Annotated in this window: 24 protein-coding genes; 15 read left to right on the forward strand and 9 right to left on the reverse strand. The window is 73.3% G+C overall.

The window, feature by feature from the left end:
* The 3 genes from ACZ7BZ_RS35995 to ACZ7BZ_RS36005 all read left to right on the forward strand — a co-directional run.
* Positions 1-79: acyl-CoA dehydrogenase family protein (locus tag ACZ7BZ_RS35995; protein WP_189278101.1), on the forward strand; the 79-nt coding region annotated here is incomplete at its 5' end.
* A 164-nt stretch (positions 80-243) separates the two neighbouring features.
* Complete coding sequence (locus ACZ7BZ_RS36000) at positions 244-1110, forward strand: oxidoreductase (RefSeq protein ID WP_470362036.1); 867 nt, start codon at positions 244-246, stop codon at positions 1108-1110.
* Between the two features lie 53 nt (positions 1111-1163).
* A complete protein-coding gene (locus ACZ7BZ_RS36005) occupies positions 1164-1730 on the forward strand; it encodes a GNAT family N-acetyltransferase (protein WP_470362037.1) in 567 nt (188 codons plus the stop codon).
* A 22-nt stretch (positions 1731-1752) separates the two neighbouring features.
* On the opposite strand, the gene ACZ7BZ_RS36010 is transcribed toward ACZ7BZ_RS36005, so the two are convergent.
* Positions 1753-2367: an NAD(P)H-dependent oxidoreductase gene (locus ACZ7BZ_RS36010; protein ID WP_470362038.1), complete on the reverse strand. Its 615-nt coding sequence runs from the start codon at positions 2365-2367 to the stop codon at positions 1753-1755.
* Positions 2368-2478: 111 nt separating this feature from the next.
* On the opposite strand from ACZ7BZ_RS36010, the gene ACZ7BZ_RS36015 reads away from it, so the two are divergent.
* From ACZ7BZ_RS36015 to ACZ7BZ_RS36025, 3 genes are all read left to right on the forward strand, one after another.
* Positions 2479-2928: a MarR family winged helix-turn-helix transcriptional regulator gene (locus ACZ7BZ_RS36015; protein WP_470362039.1), complete on the forward strand. Its 450-nt coding sequence runs from the start codon at positions 2479-2481 to the stop codon at positions 2926-2928.
* Between the two features lie 114 nt (positions 2929-3042).
* Complete coding sequence (locus ACZ7BZ_RS36020) at positions 3043-3537, forward strand: peptidylprolyl isomerase (RefSeq protein ID WP_380461605.1); 495 nt, start codon at positions 3043-3045, stop codon at positions 3535-3537.
* Positions 3538-3882: 345 nt separating this feature from the next.
* Positions 3883-4800, forward strand: coding sequence for an arylamine N-acetyltransferase family protein (locus tag ACZ7BZ_RS36025; protein WP_470362040.1), 918 nt, complete (start codon positions 3883-3885; stop codon positions 4798-4800).
* Here ACZ7BZ_RS36025 and ACZ7BZ_RS36030 read toward each other — a convergent pair.
* Positions 4797-5267, reverse strand: coding sequence for an LbetaH domain-containing protein (locus ACZ7BZ_RS36030; RefSeq protein ID WP_380461607.1), 471 nt, complete (start codon positions 5265-5267; stop codon positions 4797-4799). The two genes, ACZ7BZ_RS36025 and ACZ7BZ_RS36030, sit on opposite strands and share 4 nt — an antisense overlap.
* A gap of 37 nt (positions 5268-5304) precedes the next feature.
* Positions 5305-6576 carry an LCP family protein gene (locus ACZ7BZ_RS36035; protein WP_470362041.1) on the reverse strand — a complete coding sequence of 424 codons (1272 nt, stop codon included), beginning with the start codon at positions 6574-6576 and terminating at the stop codon, positions 5305-5307.
* 179 nt (positions 6577-6755) lie between these two features.
* Between ACZ7BZ_RS36035 and ACZ7BZ_RS36040 the strand changes: the two genes are divergently transcribed.
* The 6 genes from ACZ7BZ_RS36040 (at position 6756) to ACZ7BZ_RS36065 (ending at position 13162) form a co-directional block, all read left to right on the forward strand.
* On the forward strand, positions 6756-6833 hold the full coding sequence (locus ACZ7BZ_RS36040) for a putative leader peptide (protein WP_380461625.1): 78 nt from the start codon (positions 6756-6758) through the stop codon (positions 6831-6833).
* Between the two features lie 89 nt (positions 6834-6922).
* Positions 6923-7477, forward strand: coding sequence for an NADPH-dependent FMN reductase (gene ssuE, locus ACZ7BZ_RS36045; protein ID WP_380461609.1), 555 nt, complete (start codon positions 6923-6925; stop codon positions 7475-7477).
* 255 nt (positions 7478-7732) lie between these two features.
* Positions 7733-8518 carry an ABC transporter ATP-binding protein gene (locus tag ACZ7BZ_RS36050; protein ID WP_380461610.1) on the forward strand — a complete coding sequence of 262 codons (786 nt, stop codon included), beginning with the start codon at positions 7733-7735 and terminating at the stop codon, positions 8516-8518.
* 19 nt (positions 8519-8537) lie between these two features.
* Positions 8538-11105 carry an ABC transporter permease gene (locus tag ACZ7BZ_RS36055; protein ID WP_470362042.1) on the forward strand — a complete coding sequence of 856 codons (2568 nt, stop codon included), beginning with the start codon at positions 8538-8540 and terminating at the stop codon, positions 11103-11105.
* A 353-nt stretch (positions 11106-11458) separates the two neighbouring features.
* Positions 11459-12499: a glycosyltransferase family 2 protein gene (locus ACZ7BZ_RS36060; RefSeq protein ID WP_380461612.1), complete on the forward strand. Its 1041-nt coding sequence runs from the start codon at positions 11459-11461 to the stop codon at positions 12497-12499.
* Between the two features lie 48 nt (positions 12500-12547).
* The gene (locus ACZ7BZ_RS36065) at positions 12548-13162 is read left to right on the forward strand and encodes an acyltransferase (protein ID WP_470362043.1); all 615 of its coding nucleotides are present in this window, start codon (positions 12548-12550) and stop codon (positions 13160-13162) included.
* Here ACZ7BZ_RS36065 and ACZ7BZ_RS36070 read toward each other — a convergent pair whose 3' ends face one another.
* The 3 genes from ACZ7BZ_RS36070 to ACZ7BZ_RS36080 all read right to left on the reverse strand — a co-directional run bounded on the left by ACZ7BZ_RS36070 (position 13163) and on the right by ACZ7BZ_RS36080 (position 17002).
* A complete protein-coding gene (locus ACZ7BZ_RS36070; RefSeq protein ID WP_470362044.1) occupies positions 13163-14752 on the reverse strand; it encodes an LCP family protein in 1590 nt (529 codons plus the stop codon). It abuts the gene before it with no gap.
* Positions 14753-14947: 195 nt separating this feature from the next.
* Positions 14948-16174, reverse strand: coding sequence for an LCP family protein (locus ACZ7BZ_RS36075; protein ID WP_470362045.1), 1227 nt, complete (start codon positions 16172-16174; stop codon positions 14948-14950).
* A gap of 36 nt (positions 16175-16210) precedes the next feature.
* Positions 16211-17002, reverse strand: coding sequence for a TIGR03089 family protein (locus ACZ7BZ_RS36080; RefSeq protein WP_380461616.1), 792 nt, complete (start codon positions 17000-17002; stop codon positions 16211-16213).
* 167 nt (positions 17003-17169) lie between these two features.
* Here ACZ7BZ_RS36080 and ACZ7BZ_RS36085 point away from each other — a divergent pair, with 167 nt between their 5' ends.
* Complete coding sequence (locus ACZ7BZ_RS36085) at positions 17170-18294, forward strand: peptidoglycan recognition protein family protein (protein WP_470362046.1); 1125 nt, start codon at positions 17170-17172, stop codon at positions 18292-18294.
* A 130-nt stretch (positions 18295-18424) separates the two neighbouring features.
* Positions 18425-19348, forward strand: coding sequence for a DNA-3-methyladenine glycosylase family protein (locus ACZ7BZ_RS36090; RefSeq protein WP_470362047.1), 924 nt, complete (start codon positions 18425-18427; stop codon positions 19346-19348).
* Between the two features lie 16 nt (positions 19349-19364).
* Here the strand turns inward: ACZ7BZ_RS36090 and ACZ7BZ_RS36095 are convergent, their stop codons facing one another.
* From ACZ7BZ_RS36095 to ACZ7BZ_RS36105, 3 genes are read right to left on the reverse strand one after another with little or no spacing between them, the layout of a single operon-like run.
* Positions 19365-20651, reverse strand: a complete 1287-nt coding sequence (locus ACZ7BZ_RS36095) for a coenzyme F420-0:L-glutamate ligase (RefSeq protein WP_470362048.1) — start codon at positions 20649-20651, stop codon at positions 19365-19367.
* An 8-nt stretch (positions 20652-20659) separates the two neighbouring features.
* Complete coding sequence (gene cofD, locus ACZ7BZ_RS36100) at positions 20660-21619, reverse strand: 2-phospho-L-lactate transferase (RefSeq protein ID WP_470362049.1); 960 nt, start codon at positions 21617-21619, stop codon at positions 20660-20662.
* Positions 21620-21660: 41 nt separating this feature from the next.
* Positions 21661-22296: a cysteine dioxygenase gene (locus ACZ7BZ_RS36105; RefSeq protein ID WP_470362050.1), complete on the reverse strand. Its 636-nt coding sequence runs from the start codon at positions 22294-22296 to the stop codon at positions 21661-21663.
* A 621-nt stretch (positions 22297-22917) separates the two neighbouring features.
* On the opposite strand from ACZ7BZ_RS36105, the gene ACZ7BZ_RS36110 reads away from it, so the two are divergent.
* Positions 22918-23190, forward strand: a complete 273-nt coding sequence (locus tag ACZ7BZ_RS36110) for a WhiB family transcriptional regulator (protein WP_350509620.1) — start codon at positions 22918-22920, stop codon at positions 23188-23190.
* Positions 23191-23379 lie beyond the last annotated feature (189 nt).

Consider the following 23379-nt stretch of genomic DNA (forward strand, 5'->3'; position numbering starts at 1 on the left):
GCGGGACGCGAAGATCACCCAGATCTACGAGGGCACCAACCAGGTCCAGCGCATCGTGATGGCCCGCAACCTGCCGTAACGACCGCCCGACCGGCGCCGACGGCCGGCCCCCGACCGCTTCCGCGCGGTCGGGGGCCGTTTGTCGTCCGGCCTCGAACCCTCCTGGACGGACCGGGCCGGCGAATGTCATAAATGATCGTCAACTTGTTTGCAGCGCAAGACGATTGCGGGAGACGATCCATCATGAGCAGCACCCCTGAGCAGTACGCCGACGGCAAGGTCTGGCTGATCACCGGCGCCAACTCCGGCTTCGGCCAGGCGATCGCCGAGGCCGCGCTGGCCGCCGGTGACACCGTCGTGGCGGCCGCCCGCCGCCCGGAGGCGCTGGCGGACCTCGCCGCCGCCCATCCGGGCCGGCTGGTCCCCGTCCGGCTGGACGTCACCGACCAGGAGCGGATCCCCGCCGTGGTCGCCGAGACCGTGCAGCGGCACGGCCGGATCGACGTCCTGGTGAACAACGCCGGGCGCGGCCTGATCGGCGCCGTCGAGGAGTACACCGACCGCGAGCTGCGGGACCTCATGGAGCTGCACTTCTTCGGCCCGGCCGCGCTCACCCGGGCCGTTCTGCCGCACATGCGGGCCCAGGGCACCGGCGCCGTGGTGCAGATGAGCAGCATGGGCGGCCGCTTCTCCTTCCCCGGCGTGGGCGCCTACTCGGCCACCAAGTTCGCGCTGGAGGGGCTCTCCGAGGCGCTGGCCCAGGAGGTGGCCGGCTTCGGGATCAAGGTGCTGATCGTCGAGCCGGGCGCGTTCCGGACCGGCTTCGCGGGCGGCGGCGCGCTCGCCCACGCGACCCCGATCGAAGCCTACGAGCCGGTGGTCGGCCCGGTCCGCACCGGCCTGCCGGACTCCGACGGCAAGCAGCCGGGCGACCCGGCGAGGGCCGCCGAGGCGATCCTGACCGCCCTGGCCGCCGACCGGACCCCGCTGCGGCTGGTCCTCGGCTCCGCCGCCGTCGACGCGATCCTCGGCAACCTGGACGCCGCCCGCACCGAGACCGACACCTGGGCCGCCGTCGGCCGCGGCGCCGACTACCCGGCGGGGGCCTGACGTCCCGGGTAAACCAGGGGCGGCGGGCGGCCCGGTCTCCTAGGCTGCCCGCCATGTCCGACCTGCCCGCGCCGCCTGCGCTGCCCGACCCGCCCGACTTGCCCGGGGCGCCTGCGCTGCCCGACCCGGCTGACCTGCCCGACCTGCCCGCGACGCAAGGCGTGCTCAGCCTCGCCCCGCTCACCCCCGAGAACATCGACGCCGCCCTCGCCCTGCGGGTGCGACCGGACCAGGAGGGCCTGGTCGCACCGGTGGCGACGTCACTGGCCGAGGCGTACGTCCACGGGGAGACGGCCTGGCCCCGGCTGATCCTGGACGACGGCCGGCCGGTCGGTTTCGTGATGGCCTTCTTCGACGTGACCTTCGACTCCGGCCGCCCCGGGGTGGGCCCCCGCTCCGGCCTCTGGCGCCTGCTGGTCGACGCCGGGCGGCAGCGCGGCGGCTACGGCCGCTTCGCCGTCGAGCAGGTCTGCGCGGAGGTCCGCCGCCGCGGCGGCACCCGCGCCACCGTCACCTACCACCCGGGCCCGGGCGGCCCGGCCGGGTTCTACGCCCGGCTGGGCTTCCGGCCGACCGGTGAGCTGAGTGGCGACCAGGAGGTGGCGGAGGTCGAACTGTAGGGGTTCATGACGGCAGGGGGGCTCAGTCGAGCAGCGCGGCGGCCTGCTCGCGGGCCTGGCGCAGCCACCCGGCCCGTTCGGCGGCGGAGGAGTCGGTGACGGTGCGGAACACCGTCCGCCGGACGTCGGTGACGCCGACGTACGGCAGCACGCAGGCCGCCCAGATCCGCTCCAGCGGGTCGCCGAACTCCTCGCGCTCCCGGGCCTCGGGGGTGTCCGAGGTGTTCAGCACCAGGGCCCGGCCGGCCCGCAGCAGTCCGGTCGGCTCGCCGTCGGCGGTGCCGAGTTTGTACGCGACGCCGGGGACCAGCACCCGCTGCACCCAGCCGGTCAGGACGGCCGGCGGCAGACCCCACCAGTTGGGGTGGATCACCACCAGAGCGTCAAGGGTGGCCACCTCGGCGCGGTGCAGGGCGAGTTGGGGATCGGCGGTGGCGCCGGCGGCGTCGACCGTGCCGGTCTCCTCGGCGGTGAGCAGCGGCGCGAAGCCGTCCGCGTAGAGGTCGTGGGCGAGCACCTCGCAGCCGCGTCCGCGCAGTTCGTCCACCACGGCCTCGTGCAGCGCGTGGTTGAAGCTGCCCGGCCGCGGGTGTGCCAGGTAGACCCCGATCCGGCTCATGCCCCCGCCTTCGCTCATGTTCGGTCCCCCTCCGGGTGGTTGGAGGCCGATGCTACTGGTGCGCACGGTGCGCACGCGCGCGTCTCGGGACTGTGTGCATGCGCACGCAATCTCGGTACGATGAACGCCATGGACCGCGCCGATCTCACCCTGGGCCCGCTGAGCGACCAGGACCACGTCTTCTACGGCCTGGTCTGGGCCGGCACCACCCTGGCCGCCCGGATCGACCGGGAACTCACCCGGGTGCACGGGCTGCCGCTGTCCTGGTTCGAGGTGATGCTCTGGCTCGACGGCCAGCGGGAGCCGGTGGCCGTCTCCGACCTCGGCGCCAAGACCATGCTCAGCCGCAGCCAGGTCTCCCGGGTGGTGGACGCCCTGGCCGGGCGCGGGCTGGTGTCCCGGGCGCCCTCCGCCTCGGACGCCCGATCGGTGCGGATCGAACTGACCGAGCAGGGCCGCGCCGCCTTCGCCGAGGCCGACGCCACTCGCCGGGCCGTCCTCGCCCCGGTCTTCACCGACCGGCTGGACGCGGCGGACATCGCGGCCCTGGAGACGGTCTGGCGCAAGCTCAAGGCCTGAGCGCACGCCTCCGCCCGACCCCGGTTCCCGCCGGGCCGGCCTAACACGCCGCCGTGACCTCGGGCTCCGAGGGGGTGGCGCGCGACGCGGAGCCGCTCGTGCCATGATCCCTGCATGGGTTCCAACGTTTTCTTCGACATCACCATCAACGACGAGCCGGCCGGGCGCATCGTCTTCAAGCTGTTCGACGACGTCGTCCCGAAGACCGCCCGCAACTTCCGCGAGCTGGCCACCGGCCAGAACGGCTTCGGCTACGAGGGCTCCGGCTTCCACCGCGTGATCCCCGCCTTCATGCTGCAGGGCGGTGACTTCACCAACCACAACGGCACCGGTGGCAAGAGCATCTACGGCGAGAAGTTCGCGGACGAGAACTTCACGCTCAAGCACGACCGCCCGGGTCTGCTCTCGATGGCCAACGCCGGCCGCAACACCAACGGTTCGCAGTTCTTCGTCACCACCATCGTCACCGACTGGCTGGACGGCAAGCACGTCGTCTTCGGCGAGGTCGTCGAGGGCATGGACCTGGTGAAGAAGATCGAGGGCCTCGGCTCGCAGAGCGGCCGCACCTCGGCCGCCATCAAGATCGCCAAGTCCGGCGTCGTCGAGTAGTCACCTCCTCCACGTACCGCCCCGGAGCGGAAAGTCGGCCGGTCCGACTTTCGGCTCCGGGGCGGTGGTGCAACCGGGGGCGGCAACGGCGGCCACGGTGACGACACCGGCAGCAATGACAACACCCACGGCAGGCCCGGCGCGCCCGGCGTCGACGGTACGGAGGACGCCCACGGCAGGCCCGGCCACGTCATCGTCAGCTGGTAACCGCGGTCGGCCCGTCCGGAGGTGGCCCGGTTGCCGCACGGGAAGCCGGCCCGTCCGACTCCCCGCGCGGGCGCCGGCGGGGCGGCGTAGGTCCAAGGGCCGATGGCCGAACGGGCGCCGCCCGGGTGGAATGGGCGGGTGGACCACGAGAAGGCGTACGAGGGACTGACACCGGCGGTACGGGCGGCGTACCTGGAGCGGATCGGGCTGACGGAGTCCGGGCCGCCGTCGGCCGAGGGGCTGGCGCGGCTGCAGGAGGCGCATCTGCGCGCCGTCCCGTTCGAGAACCTGAGCATCCACCTCGGCGAGCCCGTCGTGCTGGAGCCGGCCGTCCTGGTGGCCAAGGTGGTGGACCGTCGGCGCGGCGGCTTCTGTTACGAACTCAACGGCGCCTTCGCCGAGTTGCTGCGCTCGCTGGGGTACCGGGTGAGCCTGCTGGCGGCCCGGGCCTTCGACGGGGAGCGGCTCGGTCCGCCGTTCGACCACCTGGCGCTGCGGGTCGACCTGGACGAACCCTGGCTGGTCGACGTGGGGTTCGGCCGCTTCGCCCGGCTCCCGCTGCGACTGGACGGGCGCGGCGAGCAGTCCGACCCGCACGGCACGGTGGTGCTCCGCCCGTACGGCGAGCACGGCGAGTTGGACGTCGTCCTGGACGGTGCGCCCCAGTACCGGATCGACCGGCGCACCCACCCGCTGGCCGATTTCGTGCCCACCTGCTGGTGGCGGGCCACCTCGCCGCAGTCCACGTTCACCCGCTCGGACACTTGCTCGATGCTCGCCGCGGACGGCGGCCGGACCACCCTCAGCGGCACCCGGCTGATCCGGACCGCGCCCGACGGCACCCGCACCGAGGAGCAGCTCACCGAGGCCGGTGCGCTGGCCGCGTACCGCGAGCACTTCGGCATCGTGCTCGACCGGCTGCCGACCGCACCCGGGGCCGGACCCGAAACCGCATCCGGGGCCGGACCCGAAACCGCACCCGGGGCCGCGCCCGAAACCGCATCCGAAACCGCATCCGGGGCCGCGCCCAACGCCGCCCCGGAGGCCGGAAACTAGGCCCGTCGCAGCCCCGTCGGGGGTGCCCAGGCGCCGTCCCGCGTCCCCACCCGGCGGGCGGGCACCCCGGCCCAGATCTCGCCGGGCCCGGTCGAGCGGGTGAGTACGGCGTTGGCCCCCACCACGGTGCCCGCGCCGACGGTCAGCACGCCCTCCTTGCACACCACCTTGGCGCCCGCGCACAGCACCGCGCCGTCCTCGACCACCACCCGCCGCATCGCGCTGCGCTCCTGCGGCACCCACGGGTCGGCCCGGCCGATGGTCACGCCGTTGTAGAGGGTCACGCCGGCTCCGAGCGTGGTGTACGGGTGCAGGACGGTGCCGAAGCCGCGGTGGAAGACGATGAGTCCGGGCCCGATCTCGCAGGCGGCGGGCACCTCCATGCCGTAGAGCGCGAGCGCCTCCTGGACCAGGCGGCCCAGAAGGCGGTGGCGTCGGCGGTAGACGAGGGCGGTGACGAGGGACATCCACTCATTGTGGCGATCCGGCGACCGGGAGTCGCGGCTACTTGACGTCCGGCACCGCGGTGTCGTTCTTGAAGGCCTCGAAGACCTGCTTGGACTTGGCGGCGTCCCACTGCACCGCGGACTCGCCGGTCCTGGTGTGGTAGTCGGCGTTGCCGATCGGGACGGTCATGGTCTTGCCGCCGCCGCCGTTGACGTCCTTCATGGCGAGGAAGAGCGAGCCCAGGTCGGTCAGCCCGCAGTCCTCGTCGACGATCAGGGTGCCGAGCGCCGAGTCGACCAGCGGGTAGAAGGTGAACGGGTTGAGCACGGTGCCCGGGGAGGCGGCCTGGTGGGCGAGGGCGCCGAGGAACTTCTGCTGGTTGCGCATCCGGCCGAGGTCCTGGTCGGCCATCTGGTGGCGCTGGCGGACGAAGGCCAGGGCCTGGGTGCCGTTGAGGGTCTGGTCGCCGGCCTTGAGGTCGAGGCCGGAGTCCCGGTCCTTGATGTCCTGGTCGATGTGCATCTCGACGCCGCCGATGGAGTCGACGATGCCGGCGAACCCGGCGAAGCCGATCTCGGCGTAGTGGTCGATGCGGATGCCGGTGTTCAGTTCGACGGTCTGCACCAGGAGCCGGCCGTTGCCGGTGGCGAAGGCCGAGTTGATCTTCGAGGTGGTGGCCTTGACGGTCTTGCCGGCGCTGGTCCTGAACTCGGGGATCGGCACCCAGGAGTCGCGCGGGATGCTCATCAGGGTGTTCCCGTGGTCCCCGACGTGCAGGATCATCATCGAGTCGCTGCGCTTGCCCTCGACGTCGTGGCCGGTGTGCATGGTGTCCATCTGGGACTCGCTGAGGCCGTCGCGGCTGTCGGAGCCGACGATCAGCCAGTTGGTGCCCTTGCCGGCGGCCGGCCGGCCCGGGTAGTCGGCCAGCACGTTCTCGTGGTTGAGCTTGGAGTCCGCCCAGAACCAGGTGGACACCGAGGTCACCATGACGGCGATCAGCAGGCCGAAGACCGTCCACTTCACGATCCGCCGCCGCGGCCAGCGCCGGGCCTGGGCGCCGGTCGGCCGCGCACCGCCGGGACCGCCCGGGCCGCCGGGTCGACCGCCGCCGGGGCCGCCCGAGCCCGGCCGTCCGGGGCCGCCGGGGGCGGCCTGCGGCGGGACGCCGCCGAGGCGGGACGGCTGTTCCGGCTGCCGCGGGCCGGGCGTGCCCGCCCCGCGGGGGTTCAGCGACGCCGGCAGCGGCGGCTCGGCCGCCGCACCGCCGCCGTTGCCTCCGTAGGGGTTCCCGCCGCCGCCCGGGCGGCCCTCCTGCCACGTGTTCATGCCGTCGAGGATGCCCGACCCCGCTTCGGCTGACTCCCCCCGGGGCCCCTGCCAGGCCTCTTGTAGCAGTTTTGATGCACGCGCCGGATCGCTCCGGCGCGAAACGCGCCCGTCACCCCCGTTCCGCTTGCCGAAACGATTCTTGACCGGTTCGAACGGACCGTGTTTGCATTTCGGACATGGACCAGGGTCGGGCACTCACGCGTCGGCGGCACGTCGACCTGCAGCGGGTGTCCGGTTCGCTCTGTCGTCGCTGAAGCGCGCCCGTCGAACACACCGACCACCGTCCGCAGCAGCCGAGCAGAGGCCGCTGCGAAGCGCTCCCGCTTCCAGCCAGAGGTGAACCATGGCCACCGTCCTGTCCGTTTCCGGCTCCCCCTCCGCCACCTCCCGCACCACCCGGCTGCTGCGCCACGTCGACGCGCGCCTGGTGGACCGCGGCCACCGGGTGATCCCCTTCGAGGCCCGCAGTCTGCCCGCGCACGCGCTGCTCTCGGGCGACTTCGACCACCCGGCGATCGTCGCCGTCACCGAACTGTTCGCCCGCGCCGACGGTGTGGTGATCGGCACCCCCGTCTACAAGGCCGCCTACTCGGGTCTGCTCAAGGCCCTGCTGGACGTCCTCCCGCAGTACGCGCTGGCCGGCAAGGCCGTCCTGCCACTGGCCACCGGCGGCTCGTCCGCGCACGTCCTCGCGGTGGACTACGCGCTGCGCCCGGTGCTCAGCTCGATGGGCGCCGGCCACATCACCCAGGGCTGGTTCGTGCTCGACCGCCACATCACCGCCGGGGAGGACGGCCGGACCCTCGTCGAGTGCGAGACCGACGCCCGGCTGGTGCCGGTCGTGGAGGGCTTCGCCGACGCCCTCGAACGGTTGGCCGCACCGGTGCTGACCGGCTGAGCGGCGGCCCGCGCGACCCCGTACGGGGCGACCCCGAGACGGCCCGCGGCACCCCTTAGGGGGGAGGGGAGCCGTACCCGTAGAACCTTGGTTGCAGCGCTTCATTCCGACGGAGGACGAGCCGTCCGGAGCCGGCTCCTAACGTGGTTCTCACGTCCCCGCCCCTCCGCGAGCGGCCCGCTTTCGTCGGGTCCGCGGCCCGACCGTGCCGGAAGGTTGGGGGTCAACGGGTGGACCACTTCCGAGGAGAATCCAGTGACGACGGCAGCAGCCGTGTACGACCCCCAGCTTCCCGGCGGACCGTCCGCCGTCGCGGCCTCGGCCCGCCAGGTGACCAAGGCGTACGGATCGGGCGAGACCGAGGTGACCGCCCTCGACGCGGTCGACGTGGACATCCAGCGCGGCCGCTTCACCGCGATCATGGGCCCCTCGGGCTCCGGCAAGTCCACCCTGATGCACTGCCTGGCGGGCCTGGACACGGTCAGCAGCGGACGCATCCGGATCGGCGACACCGAGATCACCGGCCTCAAGGACAAGCAGCTGACCAGGCTGCGCCGGGACAAGATCGGGTTCATCTTCCAGGCGTTCAACCTGCTGCCGACCCTGAACGCACTGGAGAACATCACCCTGCCGATGGACATCGCCGGCCGCCGGCCCGACCAGGCCTGGCTGGACCAGGTGGTGGAGACCGTCGGCCTGGCCGGCCGGCTCAAGCACCGCCCGACCCAGCTCTCCGGCGGCCAGCAGCAGCGCGTCGCGGTGGCCCGCGCGCTGGCCGCCCGGCCCGAGATCATCTTCGGCGACGAGCCCACCGGGAACCTGGACTCCCGGGCCGGCGCCGAGGTGCTGAGCTTCCTGCGCCGCTCGGTGGACGAACTGGGCCAGACCATGGTCATGGTCACCCACGACCCGGTCGCCGCCGGCTACGCGGACCGCGTGCTCTTCCTCGCCGACGGCGTGATCGTCGACGAGATGCACGCGCCGACCGCCGACTCCGTCCTCGAACGCATGCGCCGCTTCGACGGCAAGCGCACCAGCTGATCGGCGGGACGACCAAACCATGCTGCTCAAGACCTCGCTGCGGAGCTTCTTCGCCCACAAGGGGCGGATGGCGCTCTCACTCGTCGCCGTCGTGCTGTCGGTCGCCTTCGTGTCCGGCACCCTGGTGTTCTCCAACACCGCCACCAGCACCTTCTCCAAGCTGTTCGCCGCGACCGCCTCCGACATCTCGGTCCAGCCGCCCAAGCCGGCCGACGACGAGGAGCCGCCGGCCGGGGACAAGCCCGCCACCGTCCCGGCCTCGCTCGCCCAGCGGGTCGCCGCGGTGCCGGGCGTGAAGAGCGCCGTCGGCCAGGTCATGGTCGGCAACGCGATCCTGGTCAACCCGGCCACCGACAAGCTGGTCGGCCCGACCACCGGTGCGCCGACCCTGGTCGGCAACTGGACCGACACCCCGCGCAACCCGGTGCGGATCACCTCCGGGCACGTCCCGCGGAACTCCGGCGAGCTGGTGCTGGACGCCGACACCGCCAAGAAGGCCAAGCTCGGCGTCGGCGACCGGATCCGGGTCGACAACGCCGGCGGGCAGCACCCGTACACGATCGTCGGCATCGCCACCTTCACCACCACCAACCCGGGCGCCGCGCTGGCCTTCCTGGACACCCCGACCGCCCAGCAGGTGCTGCTCGGCGAGCAGGCCTACACCTCCGTCGAGGCCTTCGGCGACGGCAGCCGCAGCAACGACCAGCTCAAGACCGCCGCCCTCGCCGAGGTCGGCACCGGCTACCAGGTCAAGACCGCGGCCGAGCAGAAGGACGAGAACACCAAGTCGATCGGCAGCGGCCTGAACTTCATGAAGTACGCGATGCTCGGCTTCGCCGGCATCTCGCTGATCGTCGGCGGCTTCCTGATCATCAACACCTTCTCGATGCTGGTCGCCCAGCGCACCCGCGAGATCGGCCTGCTGCGCGCCATCGGCGGCAGCCGCGCCCAGGTGAACGGCTCGGTGCTGGTCGAGGCGCTGATCCTGGGCGTGCTCGGCTCGACCCTCGGCGTGGCGGTCGGCCTGGGCGTCGCGTTCGGGCTGATCAAGCTGATGAACGCGATCGGCATGGACCTCAACGCGAGCGACCTGGAGATAGGGCCCGACGTCTTCGCGGCGGGCTACGCCGTCGGCATCCTGATCACCGTCATCGCGGCCTGGATCCCGGCCCGCCGGGCCAGCCGGATCGCGCCGATGGCCGCCCTGCGCGACCACGGCACCCCGGCCGAGGCCCGCTCCAACCTCGTCCGCTCGATCCTCGGCGTGCTGCTCACCGGGGGCGGCGCCGGGCTGCTGGTGCTCGCCGGTACGGCCGACAAGGCGGGCACCGGCGGCGAGTACCTGGGGCTGGGCCTGCTGCTCACCCTGATCGGCTTCGTGGTGCTCGGCCCGCTGCTGGCCACCGTCCTCATCAAGGTGCTCGGGGCCCTGCTCCCGGCCCTGTTCGGGCCCTCCGGCAAGCTCGCCCAGCGCAACGCGATGCGCAACCCGCGCCGGACCGGCGCCACCGCCGCCGCCCTGATGATCGGGCTGGCACTGGTGATCGGCTCCTCGGTGTTCAGCGCCTCGGCGGTGCGGTCGGCCAGTGCGCAGATCGACAAGTCGGTGGGCGTGGACTACATCATCCGCGGCGACCGCACCGGCGTCACCGCCGAGATGATCGACGCGGTGAAGCGCACCCCGGGCATCGACCACGTCACCACCGAGAAGGACCTCGACGCGAGGTTCCAGCTGCCCGACGGCACCACCAGCCGGGCCGGGGTCGCGGCGGTGCCGCCGGCCTTCTTCGCCACCGACTTCCGGCTGCCGGTCGCCTCCGGCACGGTGGACTCGATCGGGCGCGGCTCGCTGGGCATCGGCGAGGCCTTCGCGACCGACCACCACCTCAAGGTCGGCGACAGCGTCACCGTCCGCTACGCCGGGGGTCACACCCAGGTGCTCCCGGTGGGCGTCGTCTTCGGGAAGGACTCGCTCTACGGGGACGCCTCCTTCGTCGACTTCGCCACCATGGCCGAGGCCGTCCCGGCCGCCGACCGGCCCGCCGACCGGACCTTCTACGCCAAGGCCGCCTCAGGCGCCGACGTCGCCAAGACGCTCACCGCCCTGGAGGACGCCCTCCGGCAGTACCCGCAGCTGACCGTCAAGGACCAGGCGGGCTACAAGGAACTCGTGCAGTCCCAGGTCAACACCCTGCTCTACCTGATCTACGGCCTGGTCGGCCTGTCGATCACCGTCGCGGTGCTCGGTGTGGTCAACACCCTGGCGCTGTCGGTGGTGGAGCGGACCCGCGAGATCGGCCTGCTGCGGGCGATCGGGCTCTCCCGCCGCCAGTTGCGCCGGATGATCCGGCTGGAGTCCGTGGTGATCGCCCTGTTCGGCGCCGTGCTCGGCACCGGGCTGGGGCTGGCCTGGGGCGTCACCGCCCAGCGGGTACTGCGCGACCAGGGCCTCGGGACGCTCTCCGTCCCGACCACCACGGTCGTGGTGACGCTGGTCTCCTCGGTGGTGATCGGTCTGGTCGCCGCCCTCGTTCCGGCCTTCCGGGCCGGACGGATGAACGTCCTCGCGGCCATCGCGACGGACTGACCCGACGACGGGGGACGTCGGGTCGACCCCACGGGGGAACGGGGGACGGGGGGCCGGGGGCCGGGTGCGAACACGCGCCCGGCCCCCGCGCCGTGGGACGACCAGGACCGTCCGGGCAAGCCCGTGGCACCGGGTGCACCCCGTCCCGCCGACCGGATCGGCCCCGTTCACCGCCGTTCACCCCGTGCGCCGAACCTGCGCCGAACCTGCACCGTTCCCCCGCCGATTCGGGCCCCGGGGAGCGGAGCGGTACGGTGATCTCGATCACGGCGCCGGTGCCACCCTTCGGGGGACCGGGAACCGACGAACCGGGACGAGACGGAGACGTGTCGGCACCGGTACGGTTGGCCCCGATGAACACCAAGGCTGCTGAGGAGCTGCCGGCTGTTTCCGTGATCATGCCGGTGCTCAACGAGGAACGACACCTGCGCACGGCGGTCCGGCGCATCCTGAATCAGGAGTACCCGGGACCGATGGAAGTGGTGATCGCGCTCGGTCCCTCCACCGACCGCACCGCCGAGATCGCGGCCGAGCTGGTGGCCGAGGACCCGCGGGTGCGTACGGTGGAGAACCCCACCGGCCGCACCCCCGCGGGGCTGAACGCCGCGATCCGGGGCTCGCAGCACCCGATAGTGGTGCGCGTGGACGGCCACGGCCTGCTAACCCCCGGCTACATCGCCACGGCGGTCCGGCTGCTCGGCGAGATGGACGCCGCCAACGTCGGCGGCATCATGCACGCCGAGGGCGAGACCGAGTGGGAGCACGCGGTCGCCGCCGCGATGACCTCCAAGATCGGCGTCGGCAACGCGGCCTTCCACACCGGAGGCCTGGCCGGTCCGGCGGACACCGTCTACCTCGGGGTGTTCCGGCGCGAGGTGCTGGAGAAGCTCGGCGGCTACAACGAGGAGTTCATCCGCGCCCAGGACTGGGAGCTGAACTACCGGATCCGCCAGGACGGCGGACTGGTCTGGTTCACCCCGCAGCTGATGGTGACGTACCGGCCCCGGCCGTCCGTCCGGGCGCTGGCCAAGCAGTACAAGGACTACGGCCGCTGGCGCCGGGTGGTCACCCGCTACCACCGCGGCTCGGTCAACCTGCGCTACCTCGCCCCGCCGAGCGCGCTGCTCGCGGTGGTGCTCGGCCTGGTGCTGGGCGCAGCCGTCCACCCGGCCTTCCTGGCGGTGCCCGGCGTGTACCTGCTGGGCATCCTCGGCGGCTCGGTGGTCGAGGGCCGCGGCCTGTCGCTGCGGGCCAAGGCGCTGCTGCCGGTGGCGCTCGCGACCATGCACCTCAGCTGGGGCTTCGGCTTCATCACCTCGCCCCGCTCGCTGGCCCGCCGGGTGATAGGGAGTGTCCGCCCGTCCGCCAAGGACGTGCTCTCCCAGACCGGTTGACCCGGTCGGCCCGCACGCTGCGCCCCGGACCGGCTACCGTCGGTCCGCATGGGGACAGTTGAGGACGGCGCGGCCGCGGCCCGGATCGAACCGGGCGCGGACGTCGACGAGCGGGCCGCTATCGGCGCCGGCACCAGGGTCTGGCACCTGGCCCAGGTCCGCGAGGACGCGGTGGTCGGCGCGGACTGCGTGATCGGCCGCGGCGCCTACATCGGCCCGGGCGTGCGGATCGGCGACCGGGTCAAGGTGCAGAACCACGCGCTGGTGTACGAGCCGGCCGTGGTCGAGGACGGCGTGTTCATCGGCCCGGCCGCCGTGCTGACCAATGACCGCCACCCCCGCGCGGTCACCCCCGATGGCCGCCTCAAGAGTCAACTCGACTGGCACGCCGAGCCAGTGACGCTCCGTCGGGGTTGCTCCATCGGCGGCCGGGCGGTGCTGGTCGCCGGGGTGACGGTCGGCCGCTGGGCGCTGGTCGCGGCGGGGGCGGTGGTGCACCGGGACGTCCCGGACTTCGCCCTGGTGGCCGGGGTGCCCGCCCGCCGGATCGGCTGGGTCGGCCGGGCCGGCGAGCCGCTGCGCCCGGCCGGCCCGGGGCTCTGGAACTGCCCCCGGACCGGCGAGGGTTACTGCGAGACGGACGGAACACTCAGGCAGTTGTAGTCACTTGGCGCAGACGTCCTCGTCGTCCGCCTGCACCCGCTGGAGGTCCTTGGGCGCCTCGGTCGGCTGCTGCGGCGCGGCCGCGAGGACGTCCTTGCCGAGCACCAGCAGCAGCGGGTCCTTCGGGCCGGCCTTCGGGTTGGGCCGGACGGCGTCCGGGGGCAGTCCGAGGGCGGCGGCCAGCGCGGCGGCCCCGGCCTCCTGGCCCGCAGGGTGGGACACCGTGGTGGTGGCGGCGGGCGGCGCGTCGGAGCCGACCGCGGCCCGGGCGAAGCCCTTGGCCTTGAGCTTGTCGACCGTCGGCCCGGACTGTCCGCGGGTCCCGCTGCCGTTGCGCACCGTCACCTGGACGTCCTTGGCGTCCACCGCCGGGGTGGTGGCGCTCGGCGCCGCCGGGGCCGGCGCGGCCGGGGTGGTGGCGTCGGCGGGCGGGGTGGCCGTCTCGGTCAGCGAGCGGTCGCCCGCGATCATCGAGAAGACCTGCCCGGCGTCAGGCTGCTTCAGGATCAGCCGGTCCTTGTCCTTCGGGTCCTCCAGCACCGGCACGGTGGTGAAGGTGATGTTCTTGGTGTCCACCGTGCTGATGTCCTGGGCCAGGTCCTTCAGCTTGTCGACGCTGCCGATGCCGGAGTCCACGGTGAGCGCCTTGGTGGCGGCGTCCGCGAGCTGGTAGAGCTTGCTCGGGCTGGTCAGGGTGTCGCCGCTCTTGACCTTGCGGATCATCGAGCTGATGAACTGCTGCTGGAGCGGGATCCGGGTGAGGTCGCCGCCGAAGCCGACGGCGTGCCGGGTGCGGACGAAGGCCAGCGCCTCCTCGCCCTGGACGACGTGGCGGCCCTTGGACATCTTCAGGTGCGAGTCCTTGTCGTCGATGTCCTTGGCCGCGCAGACCTCGACCCCGCCGACGGCCGTGGAGAGCGTCTTCACCGCCTCGAAGTTGACCTGCACGAAGTGGTCGACCCGGATGCCGGTCACCTTCTCCACGGTCTTCCAGGTGCAGCCCGCGTCGCGCCCGTCCTGGCCGAGGCTGTTGTTGAACATGTCCCGCGCCGAGCCCGGGATCTTCTGGCCCTTGTCGCTCCGGCACTCCGGGATCGGCACCATCAGGTCGCGCGGGATGCTGACCACCGTCGTGTTGGAGCGGTCCTTGGCGACGTGGAACAGCAGGGTGGTGTCGGCGTGCCCGGTGCTGCCCGCGTCGCCGTACTCGCGTCCGAGGCCCTGTCGGCTGTCGGTGCCGATCACCAGGATGTTCAGCGCGTCCCCGGCGGCCTTGGGCCGCTCCTCCTCGTTGCCCAGCTGGACCTTGACCGAGGTCAGGTTGCTGTTGAAGTGCTGGTACAGGTAGTACGCCCCGCCGCAGCCCGCGACCATCACCAGGGCGCCGGTCCCGGCCGTCCACTTGAGCACCCGTCGGCGCCGCTGCCGTTTGGCGGCGGCGGCCGCCCGCCGCCGGCTGTCCCGGCGGCCCTCACCGGCGGGTGCGGCGGGCGCCGCCGCGGGGCCGGCGCCCCTGCGGCGCTGCTGCCGGGGGATCCCGTCGGCCGGTCCGGTCCGGTACTGACCGGTTTCCGGCTGTTCCTCGTACACGGGGAATCCCCACCTCCGACCGGTCACGGCTGCGGGCCGCCCGTACTGGTGGCCCGATCCGGACACACTAGACGAGTCGAACGGCCTCATCGTTCCGGGTGTGATCTCCGTCATGCGGGAGCAAAGCGTCGGTAAAGCCACAGTCGGGTGCGGCATTTCCCCCGAGGGTGCCGCCGACCTGCGGCGCGGCCCGGGTCAGCGCTGCGCGCAGGCGTCCACGTCGGCGGTGCGTCCCTCGAAGGTGGGCGAGGCGCTCGTCGAGGGTGACGCCGCGGTCCCGTCCGAGCCGGTACCGGTGCCGGAGGCCGCTCGCGGGCTCGCCCCGGTGTCCGGCGCGGGCGGCCGGACGGCGACCTGCCGGTCGTCGCGCAGCGCGTCGAACAACTGGGTGGTCTGCGGTTGGACGAACTCGTCCCGGTCCGAGTCGTAGCGGTACGGACGGCGCGGCGCGGTCAGGAACACCACGTCCGGCGACGGGATGCCGCGCAGGTTCTGGGTGAGGTCGTACAGCGCGCCGAGCGAGGACAGGCCGCCGTCCGCCTTCACCGACGAGGTGGCCGCGTCCAGCACCGGCCACAGCTTGGCCGGGTTCAGCAGCACCCCCTGCGACTGCACCTTGCGGATCAGCGAGGCCAGGAACTGCTGCTGACGGCCCATCCGCTGGGTGTCGGAGCCGTCGCCCAGGCTCTCCCGGACCCTGACGTAGCCGAGCGCCTGCTCGCCGTGCAGCATCTGGCGGCCGGCCGGGAGGTCCAGCTTGGCGTCCTTGTCGTGGATCGGCTGCGGCACGCACACCTCGACCCCGCCGATCGCGTCGACCATGGTCTTGAAGCCGCTGAAGTCGAGGATCACGTAGTGGTCGATCCGGATCCCGCTCAGCTGCTCGACGGCGCGGATCGAGCAGGCCGGACCGCCCAGCTCGAACGCCCAGTTGAACTGCATCGTCCCCGGCTTGCTGCGGCTGCCGTCCGGCTTCTCGCAGGAGGGCACGGTGACCATGACGTCGCGCGGGACGGAGACCGCCGTCGCGTGCTTCCGGTCGGCGGCCAGGTGCAGCAGGATCGTGGTGTCCGAGCGCGGGGTGCCGGCCTGGCCGCCGTACGAGGAGTTGCTGCCGGAGCGGTCGTCACTGCCGATCAGCAGGATGTTCTCGGCGCCCCCGGCCCCGGCCGTACGGCTCGGGCGTTCGGCCTCCAGCTTGGCCAGCAGCCGGTCGGTGACCGAGTCCGTCCGGATGTTGCCGTCCAGTTTGCGGTACGCGATCCAGAGCAGCACCCCGGTCGCGACCAGCAGGAACGCGACGACGCCGGCGGTGATCATCAGCCACCGCCGGCGCCTGCGCGGGCGTCCGGGTGCGCTCGGGGGAGCGTCCTTCGGGGGAGTCTCGTCGGTCGGGGGGTGCTCGGTGTCGTCCTCGGCCATGGCAGGGATCCCTACCCGCCGGGCCGCCGCCGGGGGTCAGCCCAGGCGCACAGTCACCCGTTCGGATTCGGCCCGCTTCTCCCACTGCCCGTCGTCCAGGCCCTGGGAGTTGCGGCAGAGCACCACTGAGGCGCCGGCCGCCAGCGGGGCCAGCAGACCGGCCTCCAGACCGGTCCAGTCGTCGAAGGAGAGGGTGGACATCACCCGGTCCCCGGGCTTGAGGCCGAGGCGCACGGCGCCCTCCCTGGCCAGCGCGACGGTCTGCTCACCGGTCAGCTTCAGCGGCAGCCCGTCCACCGAGGTCTCCAGGGCCGGGCCGTCCGGGGCGACGGGGGAGTAGGGGGCGAAGCGGTCGCCCTGACCGGGGACCTCGGCGGCGTAGTCGAGGAAGCCGTCCGGGCGGTGCGGGAAGCGGCCGCCGAGCGGGCGCAGGGCGAGCGCCACCCGCTCGCCCTCGCAGGCCTGGGCGGCCTCCAGGCCGTCCGGGCCGCTCACCACCAGGTCGGCGGCGGCCGGGTCGCCGGCCGGCACCGCCGTCACGCCGACCGACCAGCAGGCCAGCAGCCAGACGGCGCTCTGCCAGTGGGCGGGCAGCAGCAGCGCGGCGCGGTCGTCCGGGCCGGCGTTCAGTTCGTCCTGGAGGAGGTTGGCGGTCTTGGCGACCCAGTTGTCGAAGGTCCGGGCGGAGAGCTCCACCCGTTCACCCGTGGCGTCGTCGTAGAAGGTGACCAGCGGGGCCGCGGGATCGACCGAATGGGTGCCGCCGCGCAGGTAGGCGTGCAGCAGCTCGACGGGGGTGCGGGCATCGGCAGCGAATGGCGCAGTCATGGTGCGCCCCAGCCTACGGCCTTCGGGTGGTAGGCCGGGAGGGGCCGCAAGGCGGGCGCGAGGCGGCATGGCGAGTGGTCCGGTTTGCGGCGACGATCCCCCTCATGCACCTCTCACGCAAAGCTGTGCGCCTTTCAGACCCGGCCGTGCACCCCTCGAACAGAACCGTGCGCCTCCCGTTCCCGGCCGCGCTGCTCGCCGGCTGCACCGCCGCCCTGCTGCTCCAGCCCGCTCCGGCCGCCTCCGCCGTGCCCCTTGCCCCCACCGGGCAACAGGACTTCCCCGGCGGCGGGACGACCGTCTCGCTCCCGCTGCCGGCCGGGGCCGGGCTCGCACCGAGCACCACCCGGCCGTTCGAACTCCTCGGCGTCGGCTGGGACGGACCGGCCGGCGCGCTGGCCGGCGGAAGCGTCCGGGTCCGCACCCGGGACGCGGCCACCGGCCGCTGGGGCGACTGGCACGCCCTGGAGGCCGACACCGACGACGGCCCGGACCGCGCCCCGCACGGTGCCACCGCCCCGCTGTGGACCGGCCGCAGCGACGGCGTCGCCGTCGAGGTCCGGCCCGGCCCGGCCGGACCGCCGCCCGGACTGCGGCTCGAACTGGTCGACCCCGGCGCCGGCGCACCCGCGCCCGCCGCCCCCCGGACCGTGCCCGCCGGGCCCGAGGCCGTCGACGGCGCCCACCAGGCGCCGCGCCCGGGGATCGTCACCCGGGCCGGCTGGGGCGCCGACGAGTCCATCCGCGAACCGGGCTTCGAGTACACCGGCCCGGTCCGCGAGGTCTTCGTCCACCACACCGCGACCGCCACCGACTACGCCTGCAGCGACGCCCCCCGGGTGATCAGGTCGATCTACCAGTACCACGTCAAGACCAGTGGCTGGCGGGACATCGGCTACAACTTCCTGGTCGACCGCTGCGGCACCATCTACGAGGGCCGGGCCGGCGGAGTCGACCAGCCCGTCCACGGCGCCCACACCCTGGGCTTCAACACCGACTCCTCCGGCGTCGCCGCGATCGGCACCTTCGTGGACGCCACCCCGCCCCAGTCCCTCCTGAACGGCATCGCCGCCCTCGCCGCCTGGAAGCTCGGCCTCCACGGCCAGGCCGCCGACGGGCACACCAAGCTCACCTCGGCCTCCGACGCCAGCCGCTACCCCAAGGGCACGGTCGTCGACTTCGACGCCATCTCCGGCCACCGGGACGCCTTCAAGACCGAGTGCCCGGGCAAGGCCCTCTACGCCCGGCTCCCCGCCCTGCGCTCCGCCGCGGCCGGGCTGCAGGCGCCGTAGGGCCCGGCCCGCCTTCCGGACCCCAGCCGCCGAACTCCCGCCTCCCGCTGGGCCGTTCCCGCGCGCGCCCCGGCCTGTCGGCGCCCCCGCGTATCGTTCATAGCCCCAGGGACCACAGGAGGCGACGGCAGTGACGGGCGGCGGCGAGGCGGTACGGCGCTGGCGGCCGGGCTTCCCGCTCGACCCGGTCCGGACGCTGCTGCCGCTGCGCCGGGGCCCGGCCGACCCCTCGTACCGCACCACCGGCGACGGCGCCGTCTGGCGCGCCTCCCGCACCCCGGCCGGGCTCGGCACCCTGCGGGTGCTGCCGCACCCCGGCGCGGGAGAGGTGGAGGCGACGGCCTGGGGGCCGGGCGCCCAGTGGCTGCTGGAGCGGCTGCCGGTGCTGCTCGGCGCCGAGGACCACCCGGAGGCGCTGGTGCTGCCGCCCGGTCCGCTGCGCGACGCCCAGCGCCGCACGGCGGGGGTGCGGCTGACCCGGACCGGCCTGGTCCTGGAGTCCCTCGTCCCGGCGATCCTGGAGCAGAAGGTCACCACCGACGAGGCCTACCGCGCCTGGCGCACCCTGCTGCGGGACTTCGGCGCCCCGGCGCCGGGGCCGGCCGAGGGCATGCGGGTGGCGCCGTCGGCCCGGGAGTGGGCGATGGTCCCGAGCTGGGAGTGGCACCGGGCGGGCGTCGACCCCAAGCGCTCGGCAACGGTGCTGCGCGCGGTGCGGCTGGCGCCGCGCCTGGAGGAGGCCTCGGCGATGGGCCACGAGGAGGCCTTCGCCCGGCTGACGGCGGTCCCCGGCATCGGCGTCTGGACGGCCGCCGAGACCCTGCAGCGCAGCAACGGAGATCCGGACGCGGTCTCGGTCGGGGACTTCCACCTGCCCAACCTGGTCGGCTGGGCCCTGGCCGGCCGGCCGCGCAGCGACGACGCCCAGATGCTCGCCCTCCTGGAGCCCTACCGCCCCCACCGCCACCGGGTCTGCCGCCTCCTGCTGGCCACCGGCACCCACGCCCCCCGCTACGGCCCGAGGCTCACCCCCAACGACCACCGCCGCCGCTGAGCGGAGGGGGGAAGCCCTACCGGACCTCGATGAAGGCGTCGGCGCTGCGGTCCGGGCGGGCCCGGGGCGGTTCGGCGGGGCGGCCGACGGCGACGGCGCCCATCGGGTCCCAGTCGTCCGGAAGGTCCAGGGCGGCCCGGACGGTGTCACGGCAGAACATCGTGGAGGACACCCAGGCGGAGCCGTAGCCCTCGCCGGTGAGGGCCACCAGCAGGTTCTGCACGGCGGCGCCGGCCGCGACGGTGAACATCTCCCGCTCGGCGGTGGCCCGGCGCCGGTCCGGGTAGTCGTGCGAGCCGTCCGTCACCAGGCAGGGCACCACTAGGTACGGCGCGTCCCGCAGGACGTCGCCGCGGGCGGTGCGCCGGGCGATCCTGGCCTCGTCCCAGCCGTCGAGTTCGCGCAGGTCGCGCTGCCAGGCGTCGAGCATGGCGTCGAGCAGCCGGGTGCGGGTCCGGGCGGACTCCAGCAGGACGAAGCGCCAGGGCGTGGTGTGGTGCGGGGCGGGCGCGGTGACGGCGGCGGCCACCGCGCGCCGGACGGCGGCCGGGTCGACCGGCTCGGCGGTGAAGGAGCGGACGGTGCGCCGCAGGGTGACGGCCTGGCGCAGCGCCTCGGAGGTGCCGAGCCGGAACATGTCGTCGACGGCGGGCCGCACCAGCGGCCGGGTGCCGGCGCCGTCCTCGGTGGTGACCAGGTGGCCGAGCCCGCGCACCACGGCGACCGGCACGCCGCTGGCCTTGCCCTTGACGAGGTCGGCGGCGGCGGCCAGTTCGTCGGCGGTCGCGGTGACGGTGAGCACCAGCTCGTTGCCGTGGCTGTCGGTGCGCCCCCGGTGGTCCTCCAGGACGGACAGCCCGGCGGCACCGATCGCGACGTCGGTGAGCCCGTTGCGCCAGGGTCGGCCGAAGGTGTCGGTGACGACGACGGCCAGTCGGCAGCCGGTGAGCTGCTGGAGCCGGGCGCGCAGCGCCCGCGCCGAGGCGTCCGGGTCCTCGGGCAGCAGCAGCACGGTGCCGGGGGCGGTGTTGGAGGCGTCGACCCCGGCGGCGGCCATCACGAAGCCGTTGCGGTTCTCCACGATCCGGACCGGCCCGCGCCGGGCGACCACCCGGACGCTCTCGGCGTCGATCGCGGCCTCCCGGTCGACGGCGTGCAGCAGCCGGCCCTCGGCCTTGCTGACGATCTTCGAGGTGACCAGCAGGATGTCGCCGTCCCGGTACGTCCCGGCCTTGGCGATCAGTCCGGCGAGGTCGGCCCCGGCCTCGATCTCGGGGATCCCGTCGACCCCCAGGACCTCCATCGCCGCCGTCACCTCCGGACCTGCTCCGCCAGTGCCAGCGCCGCCCGGGCCATCTCGGCGGTGGCCTCGACGTCGGTCATCAGCAGCGGGACGGCCCGGCAGGCGATCCCGGCGGCCTCGACGGCGTCCACGGCCCCGGCGTCCACGGTGTCCACCAGCCAGCCGTCGATCAGCGCGGAGCCGTAGTTCAGCGCGACCGCCTCGGCGGTGGCCTCGACGCCGACGGCGGCGAGCACCTTGTCGGCCATGCCCCGCACCGGCACCCCTCCGATGATCGGGGAGAGCCCGACCACCGGCGCCGGGGCGGCGGCGACGGCCTCCCGGATGCCGGGGACGGCGAGGATGCTGCCGATCGAGACCACCGGGTTGGACGGCGGGAAGAGGATGACGTCGGCCTCGGCGAGGGCCTCCAGGACGCCGGGCGCGGGCTTGGCGGTGTCCGCGCCGACCGGGATGATCGCCTCGGCGTCCACGGCGGCGTGCAGCTTGACCCAGTACTCCTGGAAGTGGACCGCCCGGGTGCCCTGCTCGTCGGTGATCCGCACGTGGGTCTCGACCCGGTCGTCGCTCATCGGCAGCAGTCGCACGCCGGGTTGCCAGCGCACGCACAGCGCCTCGGTGACCTGGCTGAGGCTGTACCCGGCGGTGAGCATCTGGCTGCGGACGAGGTGGGTGGCGAAGTCCCGGTCGCCGAGCCCGAACCACTCGGGGCCGACGCCGTACTCCTTCATCTCCGCCTTGATGGACCAGGTCTCGTCGGTCCGGCCCCAGCCCTGCTCCTCGTTGATGCCGCCGCCGAGGGTGTACATCACGGTGTCGAGGTCGGGGCAGACCTTGAGGCCGTAGAGGTGGATGTCGTCGCCGGTGTTGCCGATGACGGTGATCTCGTCCTGCGGTCCGACCGTCGCGAGGAGTCCGCGCAGGAAGCGCGCCCCGCCGATTCCGCCTGCCAGTGCCACGATGCGCATGGGGTCATCCTGCCACGGTCGGACTCCTCGTCAGCCCGCGCTCAGTGCCGCTCGGACTCGGCCGCGTGCGCGTGCTGTTCGGGGACGGCGGAGGCGGCGCCGTACTGGTTCATCTCGGTCAGGCCCGGGGTGTAGAGGTGGATGGAGACGGCGGGTTCGAGTGCGCCGTTGACCACCTCGTGCAGGTATCCGGAGGAGAACACCCGCTGTCCGCCGGGGCGCAGGGTGCGGGCGGCCTCGCCGCTGTGGGTGAGGGAGCGTTCGATCAGCTCGCCCCGGACGACGGTCATCACGCCGGAGGACTCGCCGTGGTCGTGGAAGCCGCTGCTCTGGCCGGGCAGCCAACTGAGCAGCCAGACCTCGTAGCCGGGGCCGGTCTCCAGCCGGGCGTACCAGCGGGTGAGGGCGTCGTAGCGGACCAGCGGCTCCCAGCGGGCGCGGTCGGCGGCGATCTCGCGGACCAGCCGGGCGTACCCGGCGACGGTGGTGGGGTGGGCGGGCAGGTCGGTGCGGGCCAGGTGCGGGAAGGCGAGCGGGTCGCCGGCGATGGAGACGTCGCTGAGGCCGTCGGCCCAGCGGTGCCGGTCGGCGCGGCCGGGGGTGCGGGTGGCGGAGAGGCCGCGGCGGGCGAGCTTGCTGCGGTCGCGGTTCCGCTTGCGGATGCGGATCATGCGCACGGGAGTCGTCCTCGGATGGGTCGGCTGGTCGGGGAGCAGCCGGATCCGGGATGTCCTGGGGCGGGATCTCGCGGGCGGCCTCTGTGCTTCCTGGCGGCGGCGCGCGGTGGGACGCGGGCGCCTAGATACAGCAGGTACAGAGGCGACAACAGGAGTTCACGGCACGGCGGAGCGTGGAACCGCTCCGGGGGCTGGCGAACTCTGACATAGAGCACAGGACACCGCATGTGCGGGGCCGGTGTCAAACCGAATGATGCGGCATTCGAGTGGGTTAGGTCCGGATCTTGCCCGGATGGGGTGATTCATCACTCTCTATGTTTCGATGGGAAGAACGCCGGGAAGGCAGGCCGATGACCGGCCTGTGCCGGTGACCGTGCGTCACCCGGCAAGTGGTTGCGAACGTTTCTGTGCCATCCAGGGCTTTCGGGCCGGAGGTCCGATGTGTCCGGATATGCACACTATTCGTAACGGCTTGGTGCCAGGGAGTGAATCCCGGCCTCAATACCAGAGCTCGGCTTGACTGGGCCAGAGTGACGCAACTGTAATTTCACTCGTGTCGTCAGCCGCACGAGGCAACGGCAACCACGGGGACGCCAAGTAGGGGCAGAGGAGGCGCGCCACATGAGCGAGCTCTTTGAGCTGTTGATCGGGGATGGCATCACGGAGGAAGAGGAGGAATTCGGTTGGCAGGAGCGCGCGTTGTGCGCCCAGACCGACCCGGAGTCCTTCTTTCCCGAGAAGGGCGGCTCGACCCGCGAGGCCAAGAAGGTCTGCCTCGCCTGCGAGGTCCGCTCGGAATGCCTGGAGTACGCGCTCGCCAATGACGAGCGCTTCGGCATCTGGGGCGGCCTCTCCGAGCGCGAGCGCCGCCGGCTCAAGAAGAGCGCGGTCTGACCGGGGTGATCCCCGGCCCCCGCTGACCCTCCGCCAGTCGCGGACCGTCACAAAGCTGTACGAGCGCCTCACCGCGACGGTGGGGCGCTTTCGTGCTCCCGGGACCCCCTCCGCCGTCCCGGACCCCGCTTCTTCACCGCCTCCGCACCGGCACCGGGCACGAGGCGGCCATCCGGAGCCGTTAGTGTG

It is taken from the genome of Kitasatospora sp. NPDC036934 (assembly GCF_055608425.1).